17 protein-coding genes are annotated in these 24,873 nt (G+C 64.3%); 12 read left to right on the top strand and 5 right to left on the bottom strand.

The window, feature by feature from the left end; all coding sequences use genetic code 11:
• The first annotated feature begins 7 nt into the window (after positions 1-7).
• From HBA99_RS07085 to HBA99_RS07070, 4 genes are read left to right on the top strand one after another with little or no spacing between them, the layout of a single operon-like run.
• The gene (locus HBA99_RS07085) at positions 8-841 is read left to right on the top strand and encodes a mycofactocin-coupled SDR family oxidoreductase (RefSeq protein WP_030094848.1); all 834 of its coding nucleotides are present in this window, start codon (positions 8-10) and stop codon (positions 839-841) included.
• Positions 838-2,205 (top strand): FAD-binding oxidoreductase, encoded by a 1,368-nt coding sequence (locus HBA99_RS07080; RefSeq protein ID WP_030094847.1) that lies wholly within the window; start codon positions 838-840, stop codon positions 2,203-2,205. Before HBA99_RS07085 ends, HBA99_RS07080 begins: the two co-directional genes overlap by 4 nt.
• A gap of 49 nt (positions 2,206-2,254) precedes the next feature.
• Positions 2,255-3,496 (top strand): cytochrome P450, encoded by a 1,242-nt coding sequence (locus tag HBA99_RS07075; protein ID WP_030094846.1) that lies wholly within the window; start codon positions 2,255-2,257, stop codon positions 3,494-3,496.
• A gap of 39 nt (positions 3,497-3,535) precedes the next feature.
• Positions 3,536-4,147, top strand: coding sequence for a TetR/AcrR family transcriptional regulator (locus HBA99_RS07070; protein WP_030094845.1), 612 nt, complete (start codon positions 3,536-3,538; stop codon positions 4,145-4,147).
• On the opposite strand, the gene HBA99_RS07065 is transcribed toward HBA99_RS07070, so the two are convergent.
• Together HBA99_RS07065 and HBA99_RS07060 are read right to left on the bottom strand one after the other, a co-directional pair.
• A complete protein-coding gene (locus HBA99_RS07065; protein WP_030094844.1) occupies positions 4,050-5,246 on the bottom strand; it encodes an acyltransferase family protein in 1,197 nt (398 codons plus the stop codon). The genes HBA99_RS07070 and HBA99_RS07065 overlap by 98 nt on opposite strands.
• Positions 5,243-7,039, bottom strand: coding sequence for a DEAD/DEAH box helicase (locus HBA99_RS07060; RefSeq protein WP_030094843.1), 1,797 nt, complete (start codon positions 7,037-7,039; stop codon positions 5,243-5,245). Before HBA99_RS07060 ends, HBA99_RS07065 begins: the two co-directional genes overlap by 4 nt.
• Before the next feature lie 90 nt (positions 7,040-7,129).
• Here HBA99_RS07060 and HBA99_RS07055 point away from each other — a divergent pair, with 90 nt between their 5' ends.
• Genes HBA99_RS07055 through HBA99_RS07040 form a run of 4 tightly spaced genes read left to right on the top strand, consistent with a single transcriptional unit; the run spans position 7,130 to position 12,863 of the window.
• Complete coding sequence (locus tag HBA99_RS07055) at positions 7,130-7,702, top strand: LppP/LprE family lipoprotein (protein WP_030094842.1); 573 nt, start codon at positions 7,130-7,132, stop codon at positions 7,700-7,702.
• A 36-nt stretch (positions 7,703-7,738) separates the two neighbouring features.
• A complete protein-coding gene (locus tag HBA99_RS07050) occupies positions 7,739-11,164 on the top strand; it encodes a TM0106 family RecB-like putative nuclease (protein WP_070951337.1) in 3,426 nt (1,141 codons plus the stop codon).
• 20 nt (positions 11,165-11,184) lie between these two features.
• Positions 11,185-12,513: an FAD-binding oxidoreductase gene (locus HBA99_RS07045; RefSeq protein WP_030094840.1), complete on the top strand. Its 1,329-nt coding sequence runs from the start codon at positions 11,185-11,187 to the stop codon at positions 12,511-12,513.
• The gene (locus tag HBA99_RS07040; RefSeq protein WP_046252933.1) at positions 12,510-12,863 is read left to right on the top strand and encodes a nuclear transport factor 2 family protein; all 354 of its coding nucleotides are present in this window, start codon (positions 12,510-12,512) and stop codon (positions 12,861-12,863) included. Before HBA99_RS07045 ends, HBA99_RS07040 begins: the two co-directional genes overlap by 4 nt.
• Here HBA99_RS07040 and HBA99_RS07035 read toward each other — a convergent pair.
• Both HBA99_RS07035 and HBA99_RS07030 read right to left on the bottom strand, forming a co-directional pair.
• Entirely contained in the window at positions 12,813-14,315 is a 1,503-nt protein-coding gene (locus tag HBA99_RS07035) for a DHA2 family efflux MFS transporter permease subunit (RefSeq protein WP_199253012.1), read from the bottom strand. The two genes, HBA99_RS07040 and HBA99_RS07035, sit on opposite strands and share 51 nt — an antisense overlap.
• On the bottom strand, positions 14,302-15,573 hold the full coding sequence (locus HBA99_RS07030) for a Bcr/CflA family efflux MFS transporter (protein ID WP_030094837.1): 1,272 nt from the start codon (positions 15,571-15,573) through the stop codon (positions 14,302-14,304). Before HBA99_RS07030 ends, HBA99_RS07035 begins: the two co-directional genes overlap by 14 nt.
• A 391-nt stretch (positions 15,574-15,964) precedes the next feature.
• Here HBA99_RS07030 and HBA99_RS07025 point away from each other — a divergent pair, with 391 nt between their 5' ends.
• The 4 genes from HBA99_RS07025 (at position 15,965) to HBA99_RS07010 (ending at position 23,669) form a co-directional block, all read left to right on the top strand.
• Complete coding sequence (locus HBA99_RS07025) at positions 15,965-16,720, top strand: hypothetical protein (RefSeq protein ID WP_070951338.1); 756 nt, start codon at positions 15,965-15,967, stop codon at positions 16,718-16,720.
• Between the two features lie 175 nt (positions 16,721-16,895).
• Positions 16,896-20,612, top strand: a complete 3,717-nt coding sequence (locus tag HBA99_RS07020) for a multifunctional oxoglutarate decarboxylase/oxoglutarate dehydrogenase thiamine pyrophosphate-binding subunit/dihydrolipoyllysine-residue succinyltransferase subunit (RefSeq protein WP_075874218.1) — start codon at positions 16,896-16,898, stop codon at positions 20,610-20,612.
• Positions 20,613-20,705: 93 nt separating this feature from the next.
• On the top strand, positions 20,706-22,022 hold the full coding sequence (locus HBA99_RS07015; RefSeq protein WP_070951339.1) for a lipase family protein: 1,317 nt from the start codon (positions 20,706-20,708) through the stop codon (positions 22,020-22,022).
• 330 nt (positions 22,023-22,352) lie between these two features.
• Positions 22,353-23,669, top strand: a complete 1,317-nt coding sequence (locus tag HBA99_RS07010; protein WP_070951340.1) for a lipase family protein — start codon at positions 22,353-22,355, stop codon at positions 23,667-23,669.
• On the opposite strand, the gene HBA99_RS07005 is transcribed toward HBA99_RS07010, so the two are convergent.
• The gene (locus tag HBA99_RS07005; protein ID WP_046255600.1) at positions 23,649-24,833 is read right to left on the bottom strand and encodes a PucR family transcriptional regulator; all 1,185 of its coding nucleotides are present in this window, start codon (positions 24,831-24,833) and stop codon (positions 23,649-23,651) included. The genes HBA99_RS07010 and HBA99_RS07005 overlap by 21 nt on opposite strands.
• Positions 24,834-24,873 lie beyond the last annotated feature (40 nt).

Below are 24,873 nucleotides of genomic sequence, written 5' to 3'. Positions count from 1 at the left end.
CGGCTTCGTGGCTGATTTCGAGAGAAGAACTGCACTGATCACCGGCGGCGCACGCGGCATGGGGCGTTCGCACGCACTGGCGCTGGCCGAGGCGGGCGCTGATATCGCGATCTGTGACCGCTGCGAGAACAGCGACGTCGTGGGGTATCCGCTGGCAACCGAGGACGACCTGGCCGAGACGGTCGCGATGGTCGAAAAGACCGGGCGGCAGTGCATCTCAGCCAAACTTGATGTGAAGGACCGTGCAGCGCTGGAGGCGTTCGTCGCCGAGACCGAGGAGTCACTCGGCGGAATCGATATCGCGATCACCAACGCTGGTATCAGCACCATCGCGCTGCTGCCCGACGTTGAGTCTGCCCAATGGGACGAGGTTATCGGCACCAATCTCACCGGAACCTTCAACACCATCGCGGCCGTGGCACCCGGCATGATCAAGCGGAACTACGGCCGGATCGTCACGGTCTCCTCGATGCTCGGCCACAGCGCAACGTGGGCGCAGGCCTCGTACGTGTCGTCGAAGTGGGGCGTCATCGGACTGACCAAGGTCGCCGCGCATGACCTCGTCGGCTACGGCATCACCGTCAACGCCGTCGCACCGGGCAACATCGAAACCCCGATGACACAAAACGATTTCGTCTTCGGCATGATGCGGCCCGATCTTGAGAAACCGACCCTCAAGGACGTCGAGTCCGTCTTCGCATCGCTGCACCTGCAGTACGCCCCCTTCCTCAAAGCCGAGGAAGTCACCCGCGCCGTGTTGTTCCTGGCTCACGAAGCCAGCTCGCATATCACCGGGACGGTGCTGCCGATCGACGCCGGCGCGACAGCGCGAATGATATGAGCCAGACCGCCCTCGACGAGCTCGCAACCACCCTCGGCGAGGGTGCGGTCATCACCGATCCGGATATCACCGCCTCCTATCGACAGGACCGCGCCTTCGATCCTGACGCCGGAACGCCCTTGGCGGTGGTACGTCCCAGCAGCACTGAGCAGGTCTCCGCGACCCTGAAATGGGCCAGCACCCATCACATCCCCGTCGTGCCCCGCGGTGCGGGCACTGGACTATCCGGGGGGTCGACCGCCCAGGACGGCGCTATCGTGCTGTCGACCGAACGGATGCGCGCCATCACGATCGACACCACCACGCGTGTCGCGATCGCCCAGCCCGGCGCCCTCAACGCGGAAGTAAAGGCCAGCGCCGCCGAACACGGTCTCTGGTACCCGCCGGACCCATCGTCCTTCGAGATCTGCAGCATCGGCGGCAACATCGCGACCAACGCAGGTGGGCTGTGCTGCGTCAAGTACGGCGTCACCACCGACTACGTGCTGGGCATGCACGTCGTCCTGGCCGACGGCACAATCCTGAGACTGGGCGGACCGCGACTGAAAGATGTTGCTGGACTGAGCCTTACAAAGCTCTTCGTGGGCAGTGAGGGGTCCCTGGGGGTCATCACCGAGGTCACGCTGCGGCTACTGCCCCCACAACCGCCGCCGTGCACCGTGGTGGCGACGTTCAATTCGGTAACCGAGGCGGCCGATGCGGTACTGGCCATTACCGCACAGATCCGGCCTTCAATGCTGGAGTTCATGGACTCGGTGGCGATCAACGCGGTTGAGGACAAATTGAAGATGGGGCTGGACCGCGAGGCCGCCGCCATGCTCGTCGCCCGCTCGGATGAACGCGGTCGAACGTCGGCAGAGGATGCGGACCTTATCGCACGGATCTTTACCGATCATCATGCTGCCGAGGTCTTTTCCACCGATGACCAGGAGGAGGGCGAGGCCTTCGTCGCGGCACGAAGGTTCGCGATCCCTGCGGTGGAAGCAAAGGGGCCGCTGCTACTGGAAGACGTGGGCGTTCCACTCCCCAAGCTCGCCGAGCTGGTGAAAGGAGTGGAAGCCATCGCGACACAACACCGGTTGCTCATCTCGGTGATCGCACACGCCGGTGACGGCAACACCCATCCACTGATCGTGCACAACCCCAACAACCCCGATGAGTCGCAGCGCGCCCATGCCGCGTTCGGCGCGATCATGAATCTGGCGATCTCTTTGGGAGGCACCATCACCGGCGAGCACGGGGTGGGCCGCCTCAAGAAGCCATGGTTGGGCGGCCAGGTCGGCCCGGAGGTGCTGGAGGTCAATCGCCGAATCAAACAGGCTCTCGACCCGGCGGGCATCCTCAACCCAGGGACGCTCGTCTAGCTTCGCCAAGAGTCTTGACACTCTGGGCCATATGCCTTACACATAAGACATGTCACTTGATGTGTCTCACGCAGTTGTGCCGCGCTACATCCCCGGAGCCTCCGACAACTGGACCGATCCCTGGCCGATGTACGAAGCCCTGCGCGACCACGATCCGGTACACCACGTGGTGCCCGAGCATGCCCCCGCCGACGACTATTACGTGCTCACCCGGCATGCCGATGTCTACGAGGCCGCTCGCGATTGGGAGACGTTCTCCTCGGCACGGGGTCTGACCGTCATGTACGGCGACCTGGAGAAGACCGGCATGGGCGATAACCCGCCCATGGTCATGCAGGACCCGCCCACGCATACCACTTTCCGCAAGCTCGTCTCCCGCGGATTCACACCGCGCCAAGTCGTCGCCGTGGAACCCAAGGTGCGCGAGTTCGTGGTGGAACGCCTTGAGCGCCTCAAGGAACGCGGCGAGGGCGATATCGTCGTAGAGCTGTTCAAACCGTTGCCCTCGATGGTTGTCGCGCACTACCTCGGGGTGCCCGAAGAGGACCGCGCACAGTTCGACGCCTGGACCGATGGCATCGTCGCGGCGGCATCCGGCGGCGCCATCGACATCGAGGCCATGCAGGGCGAGGTCGCTCAGACCATCGGTGAACTGATGATGTACTTCACCGGGCTGATTGAACGACGACGTGCCGAACCCGAGGACGACACCGTGTCGCACCTGGTCGCGGCGGGCGTCGGTGCGGACGGAGATATCAGCGGGACGCTCCAGATCCTCGGTTTCGCATTCACCATGGTGACGGGCGGTAACGATACGACCACCGGAATGCTGGGCGGTGCAATACAACTGCTGCATAAATATCCCGAACAGCGGCGAATGCTGATCGAGGATCCATCGCGCATTCCGGGAGCGGTCGAGGAATTCCTGCGCCTGACATCTCCGGTGCAGGGGCTCGCGCGCACCGCGACCCGCGATGTCACCATCGGTGATACCACCATTCCGGCGGGGCGGCGTGCGCTGCTGCTCTACGGCAGCGCCAATCGCGATGAGCGCGAATACGGAGATGATGCAGGCGAACTGAATGTCCTGCGGAACCCGGGCAAGCTACTTACCTTCAGTCACGGGAATCACCACTGCCTGGGAGCCGCCGCGGCGCGCATGCAATCGCGGGTGGCTCTTGAGGAACTACTCACCCGCATACCGGATTTCGAGGTCGACATGGACGGAGTCACCTGGGCGGACGGCTCGTATGTGCGAAGGCCCCTGACGGTCCCCATCCGCGTGCGATGATCTTGCGATGAGCCGTGTGCGCGAAGTGCGTGAACCAGCGTGAGCTGGTTGGCCGACACCCGAACATCGGTAGCCGCGGAGAAGATTCTCGACGCAGCTGCCGAGCTGTTCGTGCGCGACGGGGTCGCCGCCGTCGGCATGAATGAAATCGCCAAGGCCGCCGGCTGTTCCCGCGCGACGCTGTACCGGTACTTCGAGAACCGCGAGGCGCTGCACATCGCCTACGTGCACCGCGAGGCACGAACCATCACCGGACAGGTCACCACAGCGGTCGCCGGAATCGACGATCCGACGGAACGTCTGGTGAGTGCCGTACTCACCAGCCTGCGAGTGGTACGCGAAAACCCGGCGCTATCGGCCTGGTTCCGTCCCGGCGAGTACGTCGGCGGATCACTCGCCTTGCATTCGGAAGTTCTGAACGCCATGGTGTCGGCGTTCGTCGACGGCACAGTCGCGGACCCCGAATCCCACCTGCGGGCAAAATGGTATGTCCGGGTGATCATCTCGCTGCTGTCGTACCCGGAGGACAACCCCGACGACGAGCGCACTCTGATCACGGAGTTCGTTGCACCAATGATCTCCGCAGACGTGAACCCCACGCCAGCAGCATCTGCGCAGCCCGGTGAATCAGCCACGACGCGGGCACGCTGACCACCATCGTCACCAGGAAAACGATCACCACCGACCCGGTGTAGACGTGGTAGTGCAGTAGGTCGACCATCACGATCTCCATCAGGATCATGTGGATCAGGAACAGCTCGTAAGAGATCTCCCCCAGCCACACCATGGGCCGCGACGAGAGAAACCTGACATACCAGCCGTTGTCACCCAACCCGGCGGGCGCGACCAGCAATGTCGCAATCACCACGTAGAAGATCGATTTGGTCAGCGCTTGCGGCAGTGCCCACGGCGAGGTGGTCGGGTCTCCGGCTATCCGCGTGGACACGATGAGGTAGCAGATGATCGCGAGCGGCACAGTCACCAACGCGTAGCACCGCACACCCATCACGGCGAGAACGGACAGAATCATGCCGCCCACGAACCATGAAAGGTAGGCCGGAAGCCATAGTTTCGCACCGTCCGGAAGGGCACTGACTGTGTACACCAGCGTCATCCATGCCGGTGTCACCAGGACCAGACCACCCAGACCGACCAGCAGGCGCACCGGATGCCACTGACCCCCACAGAGTTTCTTGATCAGCAGCCACGCCAACAAGGGCAATGCGACGTAGAACGCCGCCTCGACGGCAAGGCTCCAGATCTGGGTCATGCCTTGATGGATATAGCGATACCCGTAATTGGAGGTGTAAATCTGGGTGAGCGTGAGGTTTCGCAGTAAGCCCAGCCAGGTGTGTCCGGGGTTCGGATACTGATCCCGGATGTGATACCAGGTGTACGCGATCGCCACCAGAATCCAGTACGCAGGCATGATGCGCCGAAACCTGTGCCAGGCATAGCGTTTCACCGAAGGTGAGGCAGTACCGTCAGCAGCGGCCCGCACCCAGGGCAGGAACAGCAAGAACCCGGACAGAACGAAGAAAATCGGGACACCGATCTCCAAACGAGCCTGCATCAGGTGCAGATAGGCCCGCCATGGAGAGACGCCGTCGACGACGTAGTTCCCGGTGCTGTAAGCCGCGTGGGTGGCCACCACGAGGGTCGCGGCCACCGCCCGGATACCCGTGAGCGCAGCGACGCGTCCGGGACCATGGACGACGGGGGCACTGTCAGTCGCGGGGACCGCCGTCATGGTTTCTTGGGGGACCGCTTGGGACGCTTCGCCTCCGACCGTTTGTGGTCCGTGTGCTTGTGGTCTGGGCGCTTGCGATCCGCGAACTTGCGCGCCGGGCGCGCACCATCGGGCCCACCCGCGGGGCGCAGTTCGATGAGTACACCGGAGATCCGGGTGTTCTCCAGCGCTTTCAATGTCTTGGGCGACAGCTTGGCGGGCAGCTCCACAAGTGAGTGATCCGGGCGGATGGTGATGTGCCCGAAGTCGCTGCGATGCAGACCACCTTCGTTCGCGATCGCGCCCACGATGGCGCCCGGCATCACCTTGTGCCGCTTGCCGACAGCAATGCGATACGTCGCCAAGCCGGGAGTCTGCGTGCGCGGTTCGCGGGGCCCGCGCTCGGGGCGTTCCCCACGCTCGTGGCGAGGATCACGAGGCGGATCGGGCTTCAGCAGGAACTGCTCGCCGTCGCGCGACAGTACCGCCAGCGCTGCCGCGATATCGGCCACCGGCACATTGTTATCGCGTTCGTAGTCCTCGACGAGCCGGCGGAACAGTTCGATTTCCGGTGCCGCGAGCGCAGCGGTGATGGCATCGCGGAACTTCGTCACTCGCTGGGCATTGACATCGTCGACCGACGGCAGCGGCTCCTCGGCAAGCCGGGCACCGGTGGCCTTCTCGATGGCCTTGAGTAGGTGCCGCTCACGCGGAGAGACGAACAACACCGCGGTACCCGAGCGGCCCGCGCGACCCGTGCGGCCGATGCGGTGCACATACGACTCCGTGTCGTGCGGAATGTCGTAGTTGAGGACGTGGGAGATGCGTTCGACGTCCAGACCGCGGGCGGCAACATCGGTGGCCACGAGGATGTCGATGGTCCCGCTCTTGAGCGCGTTGATGGTCCGCTCACGTTGCGACTGGTTGATATCGCCGTTGATCGCCGCCGCGGCGAATCCGCGTGCCTTGAGCTTTTCGGCCACCTCCTCGGTGGCCTGTTTGGTCCTGACGAACACGATCATCGCCTCGAACGTCTCGACCTCGAGGATCCGGGTGAGCGCGTCCATCTTGCGGGGGCCGGCCACCTGGATGAAGCGCTGAGTGATGTTCTCGGCCGTGGACGTCTTTGCCTCGACCTTGATCTCCACCGGGTCGTGCAGGTACTTCTTGGTGAGCCGGCGGATGGTGGTGGGCATGGTGGCCGAGAACAGCGCCACCTGCTTGTACTCGGGAGTATCGGCCAGGATGCGTTCGACATCCTCGGCGAAGCCCATGGTGAGCATCTCGTCGGCCTCGTCCAGCACCAGATAGTCCAGATGCGACAGATCCAACGTGCCGCGCTCGAGGTGGTCGATGACACGCCCCGGTGTCCCGACCACAACCTGAGCCCCCCGCTTGAGGCCCGACAGCTGCACCACATACGACTGACCGCCATAGATCGGCAGCACATTCAGCTTGGGCATATGGGCGCCGTACCGGCCGAACGCCTCGGCGACCTGCAACGCCAGCTCACGTGTGGGCGCCAGCACCAAGGCCTGGGTGTTCTTCGAGGTCAGATCGATTTTAGAGAGGATGGGGATGGCGAACGCCGCCGTCTTCCCCGTACCGGTCTGCGCCAGGCCCACCACATCCGAACCTGCCAACAACGGCGGGATGGTGGCGGCCTGAATCGCCGACGGTGTTTCGTACCCCACGTCGGACACCGCACGCAGCACCTCGGGGGCGATCTGTAGGTCCGCGAAGGTGACGGCGTCATCCGCGCGTGGTGCACTCGATTCGCCGGTGTCGGGCGTGGGGATATCTGTAGAGGTCATGGCGTCAAGAAGTCTAGGCGCTATAGCGCTCAACTCCCGCCTCCGTGGCATCTTCGGTAAATGTCGGTAGTGTGCGGGGCCGTGCGAAGGATGGATTTGGTGGCCGCGCTGACCGTGCTGCCGGCTGTGCTCGCCCTTGCCTGCGCGTGCACCGGCGGCGACAGCACGGTATCCAAGACGCCAACCAACACCATTGCCTCACCGTCGCCGACACCCTCTTCTCCCGGCACCGCGGGCCCCACGTCCAAGCCCAAACCCCCGCCGTCGACCAACGACGACTGCACGGTGAACCTGAAGGACCCGGCCATCGCGGCGGCTATCGCACTCTTACCCCCGGGACCCAATAGCGCCGCCACGTGGAATCCGGTACCGGTAGCGGGCAACTACAGCAAGTGCGCTCCCCTGTCGGCGATCATCGTCACCACCGACAGCGGAGCCACCCACGCTGCCGATTCCGCCACCCGTGCAGTGTTCTTCCATCTGGGTGGTGTGATCTCCCATGGTGTCCCCGACACCTACGGTTACAACGCCATCGACCTGTCGGCGAGCACCCTGGACACGGTGGTGCTCAATTTCTCCAACGGCATTCCCGGTCTCGAAAGTGTGGTGTCGTTCCGCTGGAATGGATCTGGCGTGGAAAAGGTGCAACAGGCCGGACAGTAGCCGCGATCCGTCGGTGCCAGCACCTACAGTGATCGGGTGTTCGTCCTCGACGGCCGGGTCGTCTACAGCGCTTCGGATCTTGCCTCCGCCGCCCGCTGTGAATACGCCCTGCTGCGGGTGTTCGATGCCAAACTCGGATGGGGCCCTACGCCCCCACGTGACGATGAACTACTGGCGCGCACCGCGACTTTGGGCGACGCTCACGAAGCCCACCACCTTGCCGAATTGCAGAAACGCTTCGGCTCCGGGGTGGCCAGCATTCCCTTTCCTCCCACATTCACACTCGACGGGCTGAATGCTGCGGCGGCTGCGACCAAACGGGCCTTCGACGACGGGCACCCGGTGGTGTACCAGGCCGCCATGTTCGACGGCCGGTTCCTCGGGTTCGCGGACTTCGTGGTTCGGGAGAGTCAGACATACCGTGTCTGCGATACCAAACTTGCCCGCAGCGCCAAGGTGACGGCATTGCTGCAGTTGGCGGCCTACGCCGACAGCCTGATGGCGACGGATGTGCCGGTGTCGCCGGAGGTACGGTTGATTTTGGGTGATCGTTCGACCGTCGACTATCCAGTCGCCGATCTGGTTGGCGTGTATCGCCAACGACGAATCCAGTTGCAGGACTTGCTTGATCGCCATTTGGCGGGAGGCGCTGCGGTGCAGTGGTCAGATGCGCACGTGCGCGCCTGCTTCCGTTGTCCCGCGTGCGAGCCGGAAGTCGATCGCACCGACGACTTGTTACTTGTCGCGGGCATGCGGATCAGTCAGCGTGCCGCACTGTTGGAGGCCGGAGTCGGCACCGTCGCAGAACTGTCCGCACGTGTCGAGCCGGTACCCGATCTGTCGGCGCGCAGTCTGCAACAGTTGGTGGCACAGTCTCAGTTGCAGGTGCGCCAACGCGAGAGTGGTACACCACAATTCGAGGTGGCCGACCCGATTCCGCTGGGTACGATGCCGGCACCCAACCCTGGCGACATCTTTTTCGACTTCGAGGGCGATCCACTCTGGACGGCAGACGGCGTGCAATGGGGGCTGGAATACCTCTTTGGCGTGCTTGAGTACGACCGATCCGGAAATGAGAAGTTCCGGCCTATTTGGGCCCACGATCGCCACAGCGAGCGCAAAGCCCTGACCACCTTCCTGGACCTGGTAGCCAAACGTCGCCGCCGATATCCAGGCATGCACGTCTACCACTACGCGGCGTATGAGAAGACCGCGCTGCTGCGCCTTGCGGGGCGGTACGGCGTCGGCGAGGAGCAGATCGACGATCTCCTGCGCGACAACGTGTTGGTCGACCTCTATCCCGTGGTGCGCAAAAGCATTCGCTCCGGATCCAGCGGCTATGGGCTCAAAGCGCTGGAGCCGCTGTTCATCGAATCCGGAAAACGCTCCGGTGATGTCACCACCGCAGTCGACTCGATCAACGAATACGCACGCTACTGCGCGCTGCGCGACAGCGGCGACCCCGCGGCGCAAGAGGTGTTGGATTCCATCGCCGAGTACAACCGGTATGACTGCGCCTCCACGCGCAAGCTCCGAGACTGGCTACTGGTACGAGCATTCGAGCACGGCATTACCCACTTGTCGTCTCCTGCCGCTATCGGCGAAAAGGATGAGCCGCAGCCCGATGAGGTCGGCGGGGCGCTGGCCGCGTTCGTCGGCGATGCCGGCCCCACCGACCGGCGCGCCGATCAAACGGCGGCGGCCATGCTTTCGGCGGCGCGCGGATATCACACCCGTGAGCGAAAACCATTCTGGTGGAGCCACTTCGATAGGTTGAACAACCCCGTCGACGAATGGGCCGACACGGCGGGAGTCTTCCTCGTCGAGGGCGCGGAGCTGATCGAGGACTGGCATAAATCAGGTAGCCAGCGCAAGCTCCGGCGACACGTGAGGCTGACGGGCGACCTCGCTGGCGGCGTCCTCGACGACAGCGTCTACGCGCTTTACGAGCCGCCCGCTCCCGCGGGGCTCGGCGACGGGGACCCCGACCGCCGGGCATCTGGTTCGGCCACCGTAGTGGAGATCACCGAATCCGGCGGCGTACCCGTGGATGTGACGATCCAGGAGCTCACGCCGAAGAACGGCGAGGTATTCGCGGAGATGCCGATGGCCCTCGCACCCGGCGCACCGGTGATGACCAAGGCACTGGAGTCCGCCATCGAGCACGTCGCTGCGGATGTTGCCCATGGCCTTCCCGATATGCCCAGCACCGCATCCATCGATATTTTGTTGCGCCGCAACCCTCGTGGTGCCCCATTGCCACCTGTCGGCAACGGCGGATACGCCGAAGCCATCGCTTCCGCGTTGCGGAATCTGGACTCGTCCTACCTTGCCGTGCACGGCCCACCGGGAACCGGTAAGACCTTCACGGCGGCGCGCGTCATCGCCGAAATAGTGACGCGGGAAGCGTGGCTTGTCGGTGTGGTGGCCCAATCCCACGCCGTTGTCGAGCACCTCCTCGATCAGATAGTCGCGGCGGGTGTGCCCCCGGAACGGGTGGCCAAGAAGGCCTCGCCCTACAGCGGCGATGCCGCGTGGACCCAGATTCGGGACAGCGACTATGCGGGGTTCATCGCATCCCACGCCGGTGAGGGCGCCGTCATCGGTGGTACCGCATGGGATTTCGCGAACACCACCCGCGTGGCCGATGGGGTGCTGCGGCTGCTGGTCATTGACGAGGCGGGCCAGTTCAGTTTGGCGAACACGCTGGCAGTCGCACGGGGAGCACAGAACCTGCTGCTGCTCGGTGATCCGCAGCAGCTGCCGCAGGTGTCGCAGGGTGTGCACCCCGAGCCGGTGGACTGCTCCGCGCTGGGCTGGCTGGTCGAGGGCCATGGCGCGCTACCCGCCGAGCGGGGGTACTTCTTGGAGCGCTCGTACCGGATGCATCCAGCACTCTGCCAACAGGTTTCACAGCTTTCGTACGATGGTGAGCTCGAGTCCGCCGCCCCGACACGCAGTTTGGCCGGGCAGCTGCCCGGGGTGCGGACGCGACTGGTGGATCATCACGGAAACGCGACCAGCAGCCCGCAGGAAGCCGAGGCGATCGCTTCAGAGATTACTGGGCTCATCGGTTCGGAGTGGACCGATGAATCCGGGACCCGGCCATTGGCGCAGTCCGATGTGCTGGTGGTGGCTCCGTACAACGCGCAGGTGTTGACGGTGCGAGCCGCGCTGGCCGCTGCCGGATTGGACGAGGTGTTGGTGGGGACCGTGGACAAGTTCCAGGGCCGCCAAGCACCGGTGGTTTTCGTATCGATGACGGCCTCGGCCGTCGATGACGTACCGCGTGGGATGTCGTTCCTGCTGAACAGAAACCGCTTGAACGTGGCGATCAGCCGCGCGAAGTTCCAGGCGGTGATCGTCCGATCGCCGGCATTGACCGAGTATCTGCCGGCCACACCCGACGGACTGGTGGAGCTGGGGGCGTTCTTGGCGCTAAGTCCGGGCCTGGCGCAGTAGCCCATGCCAGACTGAGGTCTATGTCCGCGCTCGTCGATGCCCTTGTCCAGATCGTTGGCGATCGGTATGTCAGCACCGACGCTGACGTGCTGGCGGGACGGACCATCGATCACACCGGACGCTATCGTGGTGCCGCGAGCCTGCTGATCCGCCCGGGATCCGCCACGGAAACCGGCGCAATCCTGAAGGCCTGCAAGGAGCACGGGAACCCCGTCACCACCCAGGGCGGCCGCACGTCGATGGTCGCCGGGACAGTTCCCGAGCATGACGATGTACTGCTGTCCACCGAGCGACTCACCGAGATCGGCCCCATCGACACGATCGATCGACGCGTACGCGTAGGTTCCGGCGTCACCCTGGCCGCACTGCAACAGGCCGCCGCCAAGGAGAACCTGCAATTCGGCGTCGACATCGGCTCCCGCGACTCGGCCACCCTGGGCGGCATGGCATCCACCAACGCCGGCGGCCTGCGCACGGTGCGCTATGGCAACATGCGCGAGCAAGTCATCGGCCTACAAGTTGTCCTGCCCGACGGATCAATCATGGAGCGCCACAGCGATGTTCGCGCCGACAACACCGGCTACGACCTCACCAGCCTGTTCGTCGGAGCCGAGGGCACCCTCGGCGTCATCACCGCGCTCGAACTGCGCCTGCACCCGGTACCGAAACACAGCGTTGCCGCGATCACCGGGTTCGACGATCTGGATCAGCTGGTCGAGGCGAGCCGGATTTTCCGCGACCTCAGCGGAATCGCGGCTCTGGAACTCATGGACGCCAGGTTGGGCATACCAAGCCCCGTCGCCAACCCATGGCTGCTGCTCATCGAGCTCGCCCGCGACAGCGATCCCACCGAAGACCTCGCCGAAGCGCTCGATGCCGCCGGAGTGGCGGATCAGGCCGCCGTCGGTTTGGATGCCACCTCCCGCGAACGGCTTTGGCAGGTGCGCGAATCCATCGCCGAGGAGCTCGGCGTGTACGGCCCACCCCTGAAATTCGATGTCGCGCTGCCCTTGACACATATCGGTGAGTTCGAGCAGCGCGCTACCGATCTCATCGCCGCGACCGTACCCGATGCGATACCCGTGCTGTTCGGCCATGTCGGCGAGGGCAACTTGCACTTAAATGTGTTGCGCTGCCCCGACTCCACCGCGTTGTATCAGCCCATGATGACGCTCATCGCCGACCTGGGCGGCAATGTCAGCTCTGAGCATGGCGTCGGGACGATCAAACGTGACTATCTCGGCATGGCGCGCACACCGGGCGACATCGCCGCCATGCGCGCCGTCAAAGCAGCCTTCGATCCCACCGGATACCTGAACCCGGCGGTGCTGTTCGCCGCGCGAGCATGACACTCACCGTCGATCCCCACAGGTTCAGTCGGGACTGGTTCGCGGCGTGGAACGCGCACGACATCGACGCGGTACTCGCGCATTTCCACGACAAGGCCGTCTTTACCTCCGCCTATGGTGCCGAAATCGCCCCGGAAACCGGGGGTGTCTTTCGGGGCAAGGACGCCATTCGCGCCTACTGGGCCGATGCCCTCACCCGCAACCCTGACCTACATTTCGAACCGATCGGCACGTACGTGGGCGCGAAGGCCCTTGTTATCAACTACCGAAACCACCGGGGCGGCCTCGTCAACGAGGTCCTAATCTTCGACGGGGACAATGTGATCGAGGGGCACGGCACCTACCTTTAGGGCAACCGGCCTCATGAACAACGCCGCCAGCAGGCCGACGGCCAACGCGACGATACCCAACAGCATGGATTGCGCCATCGCCGCCGAGAACGGCGCGCGTAGCCCCGGCGGCAGCACCCCGCTGGAAGCGGAATCGGCTGGCATTGAAGGGATTTCAGCAGCCAAACGTGCCGTCATCAATGCCCCCATTGCCGAACTGCCCAGCACGCCTCCGACCTGGCGCAGCGTGTTGTAGACACCGGAACCGGCCCCGGCCACCTCGGAGGGCAGATTCCGCGTCGCGGTGGTCGCCAATGGCCCCCAAATGCATGCCATGGCAGCACCGATACCCGCCGCAGGCAACATCAACTGCCACATCTGCGTCTCGGGCCGCATTAATGCCGTCCACCACAACGTGGACGCGATCATCAGCATGACACCGCCGCCGATCAGCATCGAGGGACGCACCCGGTCGACAAGCCAGCCGGTCACCGGCGCCAAGATCCCACTCACGATCGCGGTCGGTGCCTGCGTCAACGCCGCCTTAGTCGGCGAGAAACCCAGCGCCAATTGCGTGTAGAACATCATGGGCAAACCGGTGGAGATCACACAAAAGCCCATCGACGCGATACCGACACCGGCGAGCGAGAAGTTGCGGTCCGTGAACAACCGCAACGGAATCAGTGGCTCACCCCGATTCACCGACTGCCACCACACGAATACGCCCAGGACCGCCAGACCGGCGGCCATCATCCCCCACACCCCGGGCGCCCAGTGAAAGCTCTCCCCCTCCTGCAGCGCGAACACGAACGCGAACATGCCCACAGCCGAGAGCGCCATGCCCAGTAGATCCAGCCGATGCGGATGCGTCGCCATGCGCGGAATGTAGATGGCGCCCAGGATCATTCCCAGCACACCCACCGGAACGTTGACATAGAAGATCCACTGCCAACCCCACCCGTCGACCAACAGGCCACCGGCAACCGGGCCCACCAGAGTCGCGATCCCGGCCACCGCCCCCCACACCCCCATGGCGGTTCCGCGCCGCTGTGGGGGAAACACTCGCTGTACCACTGTCAGTGTCTGCGGCGTCAACATCGCCGCGCCGAACCCCTGCACTACCCGGGCAGCGATAAGCCATCCGATCGATCCGGCGAGCCCGCACCACAAGGAGGCGGCGGTGAAAACCGCCAACCCCGCCAAGTACATGGACTTCGGGCCGAACTGATCCCCGAGCCGCCCGGTGATCAGCAGCGGCACCGCGTAACCCAGCAGATAGGCGCTGGTGACCCACACCGTTGCCGAGTAGTCGGCACTGAAAGCGGCCTTGATGGCGGGATTGGCGACCGACACGATGGTCGAGTCGAGCAGGATCATGAACAGTCCGAAAAGCACCACCCACAACGTCGTCCACGGTCGCGGATAGTCCTGGTGTACAGCTCCGGAATCCAGTTGCCGCTCAGGTGGTGGCACGGCTTCTCACGGCGGCCAACCCCGCCAGGGCCAGCACAACGCCGACCATCATGACAACGGCCACCGCGAGTGCGTTATTGCCCAACGCGCCAACCAGCGGTGCGATCACGGCTCCGACACCGAACTGCGCGGCGCCCAGCACCGCCGCCGAGGTACCGGCCGCCTCACCGTGGCGAGACAACGCCAGGGCAGGCGCGTTGGGAATGACGAATCCCATGAACGCCATCAATGTCCACACCGGAGCCACGAAGCCGACGAGCCCACCGACCCCGAGCCCAGCCAGCACCAGCAGTACCGCGGCCGGAATCAGAGCCAGCGACAGGCACCACTGCACGATCTGCTGCGGTTCGAACCGTTTGAGCAACACCACGTTCAGCTGTGAGGCCGCGACAAACGCAACGGCGCCGGCACCGAACGCGATCGCGAACACCTGCTGATTCATGCCGTACTGGCCCTGCAGCACAAACGATGCACCCGAGATGTAAGCGAACAGGCCTGATAGCGACAGTCCGGCGACGAGCGCCAGAACCACGAACACCTTGTCACGCAGAAGATCGCGATAGGTCCGCAAGATTGCCTTCACCTGCAATGGACGCCGGGCGGCCGGCGGCAGCGTCTCGGGCAGCGCCAGGACCGCGAGGATCAGCAGCAGCACTCCCAGAAATGACAGTGCCGCGAACACGTGCTGCCATGACCCGTGCACCAGCACTGCCGCCCCCAGCGATGGGGCGAGGATCGGCGCGATACCGATCACCAGCGTGAGTCGGGAGATCACGGTGGCGGCCGCCTTGTCGGTGTAGAGGTCGCGCACCACGGCCATCGCCACGACCATCGCCGCCGCGGCACCCACGCCCTCGATCGCCCGCAGCACACCCAGCACCACGATGTTCGGAGCCACCGTGATAGCCAGCGACGCCAAGATATGCAGGGTCGCCCCGGCGATCAGCGGCAGACGCCGCCCCAGCGAATCCGATAACGGACCCACGAGGAGCTGTCCCAGTCCCAATCCCAGCAGCGTCCCCGTCAGGGTCAGCTGCGTCAGGGTCGAGTTGACGTGCAGATCCGTCCCGATGTCGGGCAGGGCCGGGAGGTACATGTCGATGGTGAGCGGCCCCAGGGCAACCATCGCACCCAACACGGTGATTAGCCACGCCCTGCCCAACCGGGTGGTGGGGGGCGATACGGAATCGACCGGTGTCGGAGCGTCCGTGGTCGTCTCACTCCGGGCAGCTGTCATCTCAGTGGTCAGCGCTCGCACGCCGCAAAACCTTCCGTTTCCTCAACAAATGTGAGTTGCATCTCACCGATTCCATGCCCAGGGACAGTGTGGTGAGTCGCCCCCGGTACCAGTCCTGCACCATATCCCCATCGACGTCGCCGAACCTCTGGCGCGACCCGAATAAGTCAATCAACGCCGCCGACTTTGCTCGCCGCTATCCGAATCCGTCTCGCGACCTACCGATCCACTACCGCACCCTCGGTGGGCAAAAGCGCTGGATGAGGTCAAGCAGTCATCTGAAACACACCCGATGAACCCCGGGAGTAGGAACGAAAAGCACTCGTCATTCGTCTTCATTACTGTGAAGACAAAATCTTCGCTCACAACCAGTGGACCCATCCAGCCCACCGCACTGAAGGAACACACGCCGATGAGCACTCGCTTCACCGAACCGCAGCGGCAGCTCGCCCTGGGAGGCAAGGGCAAAGAAACCAAAGTCGGAGCCTCCGGCAAGCTGCTCTCGCTGATCCTGGACCAGAGCACCAAAGTTCAGGAACCTGCGGTCCGCGCGTATGTCCAGAAACTACGAGCCTCCCACCCGGGCGCAGCACCCGGCGACGTCATCACCATGTTGGAGAAGCGCTATCTGGCGACGGTGATGGGCAGTGGCGCAGCAGTCGGCGCCGCCGCCGCCTTCCCCGGAGTAGGCACTCTGGCGGCATTGTCGGCCACCGCCGGAGAGGCAGTGCTGTTCCTGGAGGCGACGTCCCTGTTCACCCTCGCACTGGCGGCGGTCCACGACATCGAGGTCGCCAAGATCGAACATCGGCACACGCTGGTGCTCGCTGTCCTGCTCGGCGAGGACGGTGAGACGACCGTCTCGGACGTGCTGGGCAAGGAACGCACCGTCGGCGGCGGCTGGCTGGCCGAGGCGACCTCGACGCTGCCGGTACCCGCGCTCAGTCATCTCAACGCCACCCTGCTCAAGCGGTTCACCAAGAAATTCGCGGTGAAACGCGGGGCCATGGCGTTCGGCAAGCTGTTGCCGGCCGGAATCGGCGCCGTCATCGGCGCTGGTGGCAACCGGTTCATCGGCAAGCGGATCATTACCAACGCACGTAATGCCTTTGGTCCGCCACCGACCGTGTGGCCGGTGCAACTGCGTCTGGTCGCGCCCAAGACCTAGTAACCGGAAGGGTTGGCTGTTCACGGTCCAGCCACCCTTCGGCCATCAGCGGCGCCGATGATGTCGCCTCTGTCATATCACCGTGACACCTCACCCCTTTTGGCGACGCGTTAGCCTGGTAGCGGTCGCTGAACGGACTGAATACCGAACGAGACGGAGCGAGGCGAAGACTGCCGTGAACGGTTCAAATCCCCAATTCGGGCAGAACGAATGGCTGGTCGAAGAGATGTACCAGCGATTCAAGGAAGACCCGTCCTCGGTGGACTCCAGCTGGCACGAGTTTCTTGCCGACTATGTGGCCGAGCCCGCCACCGATGTCTCCAACGGCCAATCCGCCGCACCCGCACCCGCCCCCGCACCACCGGCGACCCCCGCGCCCGCGGCACCGGCCGCGCCCGCACCGAAGCCGGCCGCTTCCCCAGCCGCACCCAAGCCGGCCGCAGCTGCCGCCCCGGCGCCGAAGCCTGCCGCCGCTCCTATCCCGTCCGCCGAAGGTGACGAGACGCAGGTGCTGCGCGGTGCCGCCGCAGCCGTCGTGAAAAACATGTCGGCCTCCCTGGAGATCCCGACCGCCACGAGCGTCCGGGCCGTCCCGGCCAAGCTGATGATCGACAACCGCATCGTCATCAACAATCACCTCAAGCGCACCCGCGGCGGCAAGATCTCCTTCACCCATCTGCTGGGTTACGCCATCGTCCAGGCCGTCAAGGACTTCCCGAACATGAACCGGCATTTCGCCGAAGTGGACGGTAAGCCGGTCGCCATCACCCCCGCACACGTGAACCTGGGCCTGGCCATCGACCTACCCGGCAAGGACGGCAACCGCACCCTGGTGGTGGCGGCCATCAAGGGTTGCGAGGAAATGGCTTTCGGCCAGTTCATCAACGCCTACGAGGACATCGTGCGTCGGGCCAGGGACGGCAAGCTCACCGCCGAGGACTTCTCCGGGGTCACCATCTCGCTGACCAATCCGGGCACCATCGGCACCGTGCACTCGGTGCCGCGGCTCATGCGCGGACAGGGCGCCATCATCGGCGCCGGTGCGCTCGAATACCCCGCGGAGTTCCAAGGCACCAGCGAGGAGCGCATCTCCGATCTGGGCATCGGCAAGCACATGACGCTGACGTCCACCTACGATCACCGCATCATCCAGGGCGCCGAGTCCGGCGACTTCCTGCGCACGGTGCACCAGCTACTGCTGTCGGACGACTTCTTCGATGACATCTTCCGTGAGTTGGGCATCCCGTACGAGCCGGTGCGCTGGCGTGTCGACAACCCCGACTCCGTCGTCGACAAGAACGCCCGAGTCCTGGAACTGATTGCGGCATACCGCAACCGGGGCCACCTGATGGCCGATACCGATCCGCTGCGTCTGGACAAGACCCGTTTCCGCAGCCACCCCGATTTGGACGTGCTCAGCCACGGGCTGACCCTGTGGGACCTGGACCGCGAGTTCAAGGTCTCGGGATTCAAGGGCCAGGAGTACATGAAGCTGCGCGACGTGCTGTCGGTGCTGCGCGACGCGTACTGCCGGCACGCCGCGGTGGAGTACACCCACATCCTGGAGCCCGAGCAGCAGAAGTGGCTGCAGGAGCGCATCGAGGTCAAGCACGACAAGCCGACCGTTGCCGAGCAGAAGTACATCCTCTCCAAGCTCAACGCGGCCGAGGCATTCGAGACCTTCCTGGCCACCAAATACGTTGGGCAGAAGCGTTTCTCACTGGAAGGCGCTGAGGGCGTCATCCCCATGATGGACGCCGTCATCGATCAGAGCGCCGAACACAGCCTCGACGAAGTGGTCATCGGTATGCCGCACCGCGGCCGGCTGAACGTGCTGGCCAACATCGTCGGGAAGCCGTACTCGCAGATCTTCACCGAGTTCGAGGGCAACCTGAACCCGGCGTTGGCCCACGGCTCCGGTGACGTCAAGTACCACCTGGGCGCCTCCGGCACCTACATCCAGATGTTCGGTGACAACGACATCGAGGTGTCACTGACGGCCAATCCCTCGCACCTTGAGGCGGTCGACCCGGTACTGGAGGGCCTGGTTCGCGCCAAGCAGGATCTCCTCGACGTCGGCACCGATGGTGGCCGCTTCACCGTGGTGCCGTTGATGTTGCACGGTGACGCCGCATTCGCCGGACAGGGTGTGGTCGCGGAAACCCTGAACCTGGCCAACCTGCCCGGCTACCGCACCGGCGGCACCATTCACATCGTGGTGAACAACCAGATCGGTTTCACCACCGCGCCGGAGCATTCCCGCTCCACCGAGTACTGCACCGATATCGCGAAGATGATCGGCGCCCCGATCTTCCACGTGAACGGGGACGACCCCGAGGCCTGCGTCTGGGTCTCACGCCTGGCCGTCGACTTCCGGCAGAAGTTCAACAAGGACGTCGTCATCGACCTCGTCTGCTACCGCCGGCGCGGTCACAACGAGGGCGACGATCCCTCGATGACCAACCCGCAGATGTACGAGGTCATCGACACCAAGCGCGGTGTGCGTAAGACCTACACCGAATCCCTCATCGGCCGCGGCGACATCTCGATGAAGGAGGCCGAGGACGCCCTCCGGGACTACCAAGGTCAGCTTGAGCGGGTGTTCAACGAAGTCCGCGACCTGGAGAAGTACCAGCAGCGGCCCAGCGAGTCCGTAGAAGAAGACCAGCAGCTCCCGCAGAAGCTGGTCACCGCCGTCGACAAGGCACTGCTGCAACGCATCGGTGACGCCTTCCTGGCGGTACCCGAGGACTTCAGCGTGCACCCGCGCGTCAAGCCCGTGCTGGAAAAGCGTCGCGAGATGGCCTACGAAGGCAAGGTCGACTGGGCCTTCGGCGAGCTCCTCGCATTCGGCACCCTGGTCGCCGAGGGCAAGGTAGTGCGGTTGTCCGGCCAGGACTCCAAGCGCGGCACCTTTACCCAGCGCCACGCGGTGATCATCGACCGGCACAACGGCGATGAGTTCAGCCCCTTGCAGCTGGTCAGTGTCGACGCCGAAGGCAACCCCACCGGCGGCCACCTCGTGGTGCACGACTCATCACTGTCCGAGTACGCGGCCGTCGGCTTCGAGTACGGCTACTCGGTGGGCAACCCCGACGCAATGGTGTTGTGGGAAGCCCAGTTCGGCGACTTCGTCAACGGCGCGCAGTCCATCATCGACGAGTTCATCTCCTCCGGCGAGGCCAAATGGGGACAGCTCTCCGAAGTGGTGCTGCTGCTCCCCCACGGCCACGAAGGACAGGGTCCCGACCACACCTCGGGCCGGATCGAACGGTTCCTGCAGCTGTGCGCTGAGGGTTCGATGACGGTCGCGATGCCCTCGACACCCGCGAACTACTTCCACCTGTTGCGCCGGCACGCGCTGGACGGCATCACCCGCCCGATGGTGGTTTTCACACCGAAGTCCATGCTGCGCAACAAGGCTGCGGTCAGCGATATCAAGGACTTCACCGATCGCAAGTTCCGCTCTGTCCTCGAAGAAGCCAATTACGAGGACGGGGTCGGCGACCGGAGCAAGGTCCGCAGAATTCTCCTGACCAGCGGAAAGCTGTACTACGACCTGCTGGCACGCAAGACTGCCGACAAGCGTGACGACGTTGCGATCGTGCGCATCGAGCAGCTGTACCCCATCCCGCGTTATCGCCTGGAGGAGACTCTCAGCCGTTATCCCGATGGTGCACAGTACATCTGGGTGCAGGAAGAGCCTGCCAACCAGGGTGCGTGGCCGACCTTCGGCCTGAACCTGCCCGAGGTGGTGCCACGCCTGGCCGGTCTGACCAAGATCTCCCGCCGCGCCATGTCGGCGCCGTCGTCCGGCTCCTCGAAGGTGCACGCCGTCGAGCAGCAGGAGATCATCGACGAGGCATTCGCCCCCACATCTGCGCAGGAGTGATTGAGCCCAAGGTCAGGCCCGCCCCTTAGGGGGCGGGCCTGATTCATTCTTGGACCTCTGTCCCGTTGCGCGCGTGTTCAATACGCTGCGCCAATGACGGCCAAGACCGCACCCGCAATCGAACCCATAACACTGCCGGTGGAGGAATGGCCACCGCTTAGCGGTAAGCCCAGGCCCTCACCCGAGGACCCGTTCTATCGCCCTCCGTCCGGCTGGGAAAACACACTGCCCGGAAGTCTGTTGCGGCGCAGGAGAGTTCGGATTGCACTGTTCGGCGTCATCCCGTTACGCCTGCAGGCCTGGCACCTGCTCTACCGCACCACAGATCTCCACGGCGCGCCCGAGACCACCGTGACGACGGTATTGGTTCCCCGCGACGCACATGAGACGTCACCGGTTCTGGCCTACCAATGCGCCATCGATGCGGTATCCCCGCGCGCATTCCCCTCCTATGGCCTGCTTCCGCATACGTTCGGGCTCAACCAGACCCAGAACGAACTGCTGTTGATGGTGGCCGCACTCGCCCGCGGTTGGGTCGTTTCGGTGAGTGATCACGAAGGGCCACAAGGACTATGGATGGTGGCCCGACAACCGGGGTATCACGTGCTGGACGGTGTGCGAGCTACCTTGAACGCCAGCGGCACACACGGCATACCGCAGCTCCCCGCCGATGCCCCCGTCGGATTCTGGGGATACTCCGGAGGCGGGACGGCAAGCACCTGGGCGGCCGAAATGGCGCCTGTCTACGCACCAGAACTCAATGTCGTCGGCGCTCTGCTCGGCGCTCCCGCCGCCCAGCCGGGCGCGCTGGTGCGCAAACACAGCGGCAGATTTGCCTCGGGACTCATCCCACCGGTGCTGGCCGCGATGATGCGGGCGCATCCGGGTGCTCGCGAATTCCTCGGCGGGCACCTGAACCCGCGTGGTCGTCAGATCATCGCCAAAGCGGCCGAGGTGGGCCTGGTCGAATCGACGCTACGGTGGCCGTTCAAGAACTTCGACACGCTCGTCGATCGGCCCGTCGAGGAATTGATGAACGCCCCCGAAATCAGCACCGTCACCGAGGAAATGCGCCTGGGGCAACACACACCCAGCGCACCGGTCTACCTGTACCACGCCGTCCGTGACCAGCTACTGCCGATCACGGCCTCCGACAAGCTGGCACAGGACTACATCGCGGGTGGCACGCATGTCACTTACCGGCGCGACCGGACCACCGAGCACATCCTGCTCGCCATACTCGGCAGCAGTGACGCCCTCGGGTGGTTGGCTGCGCGGTTAGCGGGCAGACCCCTGCCGCCGGAATCTGACGTCCGGACCGTGCTTTCGACCTCCTTGACCCTCCGGGCCATGGGGAGCCAGCTGCGCGGGCAGTGGGGAATTCTCAAGCTTTTCCTCGGGCGCCTGTAGACGCCGCATCAGTGGCCCACCCTTTGCGGCAAGAAATTAACCAGTATGTTCATTTTAGGCAACGACATTCGCCGCCAGCAACCCTCTGGGCAGCGGTGATAGCGGTCCGTGTATCCTGAAAATGGTCTCGAGGTTGACTTCGGCCGTTTGCCTAATCGGTGATGAACCACAAGGTCAAACTGGCACCTTGGTGGGTAACCCCGATTCAATGTCGATTCGTTGCCACGAATCATTCTTGTTGAATACGCTGCGCAAATCCCCTGATTCTTCTTCGGCATCAGCACAGCCCATCGATTCACCCGGGATGACAAGAGCTAGGACAGGAGCCAGATGACAGCCGGCACTGCGCCCACGTCGGCCCCGGCGACCCAGCCCATCGAGGCCTGGCCGATGCAACTTGGCAAGCCATTACCGTCGCCGCAGGACCCGTTCTTCCGTCCGGCTGACGGCTGGGAGAAGGCCGCACCCGGAACACCCCTGCGACGCCGGCGAGTTCAGATCGGCTTCTTCGGGATCTTCCCGCTGAAGCTGCATGCCTGGCAGGTGCTCTATCGCAGCACCGACCTGCACGGTGCGCCGGAGACCACGGTGACCACGGTGCTCGTCCCCAAGAACGCGACATCGGAATCTCCGCTGCTGGCCTTTCAGAGTGCGATCGACGCCGTCACCCCCAAGAGGTTCCCCTCCTATTACCTGCAGCACCGCACCTTCGGTATCAACCAGTCGCAGAACGAGTTTCTGCTGGCGGTTGCCGCGCTACAGCGGGGGTGGATCGTCACCATCAGCGACCATGAGGGCCCGAAGGGGCTCTGGATGGCGCCCAAACAACCCGGCTACCACGTGCTGGACGCGCTGCGCGCCACCATTGCCGCATCCGGCGAGGACGGCATACCGCGCCTGACCAACCAAACACCGGCGGCGGTGTGGGGGTACTCGGCCGGCGGCAACGCCACCGCGTGGGCCGCCGAACTCGCCGGTGAGTACGCACCCGAACTCAACCTGGTCGGGGCGTTGATCGGTGCGCCCGCACCCCAACCCGGCCCCCTCATGCATCAGCTCAGCGGCCAGTACGCGTCGGGCCTCATCATCATCGTGCTGGCGGCCATGATGCGGGTAAGCCCCTCCATCCAGGAGTTTCTGCAGAAGCACCTCACCAAGAGAGGCCGCCGGATGGTCGAGAAGGCCGAGCGCCTCACCGTCATCCAGGCCCTGCTGTACTGGCCATTTCTCAACTTCAACAGGATCTTCGATCGCCCGCTCGAGGAAGTGATGGACACCCCGGAAATCGCCGCCCTCACCGACGCGATGACGCTGGGGCTGCGCACCCCCACCGCCCCGATTTATCTCTATCACTCGATCCACGATGTCTTGTTGCCGGTTTCCAGCACGGACCAGCTCGCCGAGGACTACATCGCCGGTGGCGCACAGGTCACCTATCGGCGCGACCGTGCCAGCGACCGTGTCTTCCTGTTACTGTCCGGCGGCCATGACGCGCTTGGCTGGCTTGATGAACGCATGCGCGGCAAGACATTACCCACACGACCCGACGTCCGGACCGTATTGTCGACGGTCCTGTCGCCTCGCGCGGTGATCATGTACCTCCGGCAGATCGTGGCAGTCGTGAAGCTACTTGCCGGACGACTGTGACGGCATACCGCCGGCGGTTCTGACCGCCAGCAGGGCCGCCGCCAATGTCCGTGCGGCCGAGGGCTGGGCGGGGTCCAGGCCGGTGAGTTCGGCGACCCGGCGCAATCGGTAGTCGAGGGTATTCGGATGCACGTGCAGCGATTTGGCCGCGAGCTGCCGTCCATGCTCGTGTTGCAGATACGCACTGAGTGCTTGCTGCAAATGTGGGTGGGACGCGAGTGGCTGGATGGTGGCGGCAAGTAGGTCTCGGGCTCTACCCGGGCGGGTGATCTGGTACTCCAGCAGCAGATCGGAGAGCCGGTACGCACTCGGTGCTCGGCCGAGCCGTAATGCGAGTAAAGCCAATTCGCGTGCTTCATCCGCGGCGGCGGCAATCTCACCGGGCTCGGTCGCATGGGAAACTCCGAGCGTGACCGGTCCCCCGGCCACCTCGGAGAACAACGGCAGCAGTGACTCCACCGCGCCCACCGCAGGCAGCAAGATGGTTCCGCCGCGGCCGTCTAAGGAGGTAAGCACGGGCTCGCGTGCGTGCTCGTCGACGATGTCCTGCACCAAATGCGCCCGTCTGCGCGCCACGACGGTGTTGGCTGCGGGTTCGGGCATGTACAGGAACAGCACGTTGTACGACAGTGCGAGCGTGACACTGGCGCGTTCGGCGGCATCGGTCCACGGCGCCCCCTTGACCAAAGCATCGAAGAGATCGCGCCGGGCCTCGGTCGTCGCACTGTAAAGACCTTGGCGCTCTTCGAGGTACGCGGCGGTGACGGCTGGAAGCATCAATTGCAGATATCGCTGCACCTGCATGCTGATGGCCAGCACCTGATCGAACTCGTCAGGGGTTGCCAACTCCCGGAGTGTCTCTATGCCGACCCGAGCGGCGACGTTGTAGACGGCCAGGATCGCCGGTAGCGGTATGTCCTCCTGCGCGCGCCGGGACGCAGCCAGGATCGACACCGCGAATTCGTCTTCGGTGGGCGCCCGCGATTCCAGCATCACCCGGGAGAAGATTCGGAAGTGCTGCTTGGTGAACTCGGTGATCTCACCGTCGAGAACCTCGCGCGGCAGCATTCCGTAGTACGGCACCTCGGAAGCGAAGCAGTCCACCGCGCGGCGCGCCGTTTCCGGCAGCCGACGCATGAACCGATCACTGAGTGACGCCGTCATCAGCGGACTCCAACCTTCTCCCACTGCATCGTGGAATACC

Source organism: Mycobacteroides chelonae (genome assembly GCF_016767715.1).
GTDB classification, from domain to species: domain Bacteria; phylum Actinomycetota; class Actinomycetes; order Mycobacteriales; family Mycobacteriaceae; genus Mycobacterium; species Mycobacterium gwanakae.
The sequence above is the reverse complement of the archived record's forward strand: the minus strand, read 5'-3'. Positions and strand labels throughout refer to the sequence as shown.

Coding starts and splice junctions, on each gene's coding strand:
- HBA99_RS07080 (WP_030094847.1), top strand. CDS start 838: ATGAGCCAGACCGCCCTCGACGAGCTCGCAACCACCCTCGGCGAGGGT.
- HBA99_RS07075 (WP_030094846.1), top strand. CDS start 2,255: ATGTCACTTGATGTGTCTCACGCAGTTGTGCCGCGCTACATCCCCGGA.
- HBA99_RS07065 (WP_030094844.1), bottom strand. CDS start 5,246: ATGACGGCGGTCCCCGCGACTGACAGTGCCCCCGTCGTCCATGGTCCC.
- HBA99_RS07060 (WP_030094843.1), bottom strand. CDS start 7,039: ATGACCTCTACAGATATCCCCACGCCCGACACCGGCGAATCGAGTGCA.
- HBA99_RS07055 (WP_030094842.1), top strand. CDS start 7,130: ATGGATTTGGTGGCCGCGCTGACCGTGCTGCCGGCTGTGCTCGCCCTT.
- HBA99_RS07045 (WP_030094840.1), top strand. CDS start 11,185: ATGTCCGCGCTCGTCGATGCCCTTGTCCAGATCGTTGGCGATCGGTAT.
- HBA99_RS07040 (WP_046252933.1), top strand. CDS start 12,510: ATGACACTCACCGTCGATCCCCACAGGTTCAGTCGGGACTGGTTCGCG.
- HBA99_RS07025 (WP_070951338.1), top strand. CDS start 15,965: ATGAGCACTCGCTTCACCGAACCGCAGCGGCAGCTCGCCCTGGGAGGC.
- HBA99_RS07015 (WP_070951339.1), top strand. CDS start 20,706: ATGACGGCCAAGACCGCACCCGCAATCGAACCCATAACACTGCCGGTG.
- HBA99_RS07010 (WP_070951340.1), top strand. CDS start 22,353: ATGACAGCCGGCACTGCGCCCACGTCGGCCCCGGCGACCCAGCCCATC.
- HBA99_RS07005 (WP_046255600.1), bottom strand. CDS start 24,833: ATGACGGCGTCACTCAGTGATCGGTTCATGCGTCGGCTGCCGGAAACG.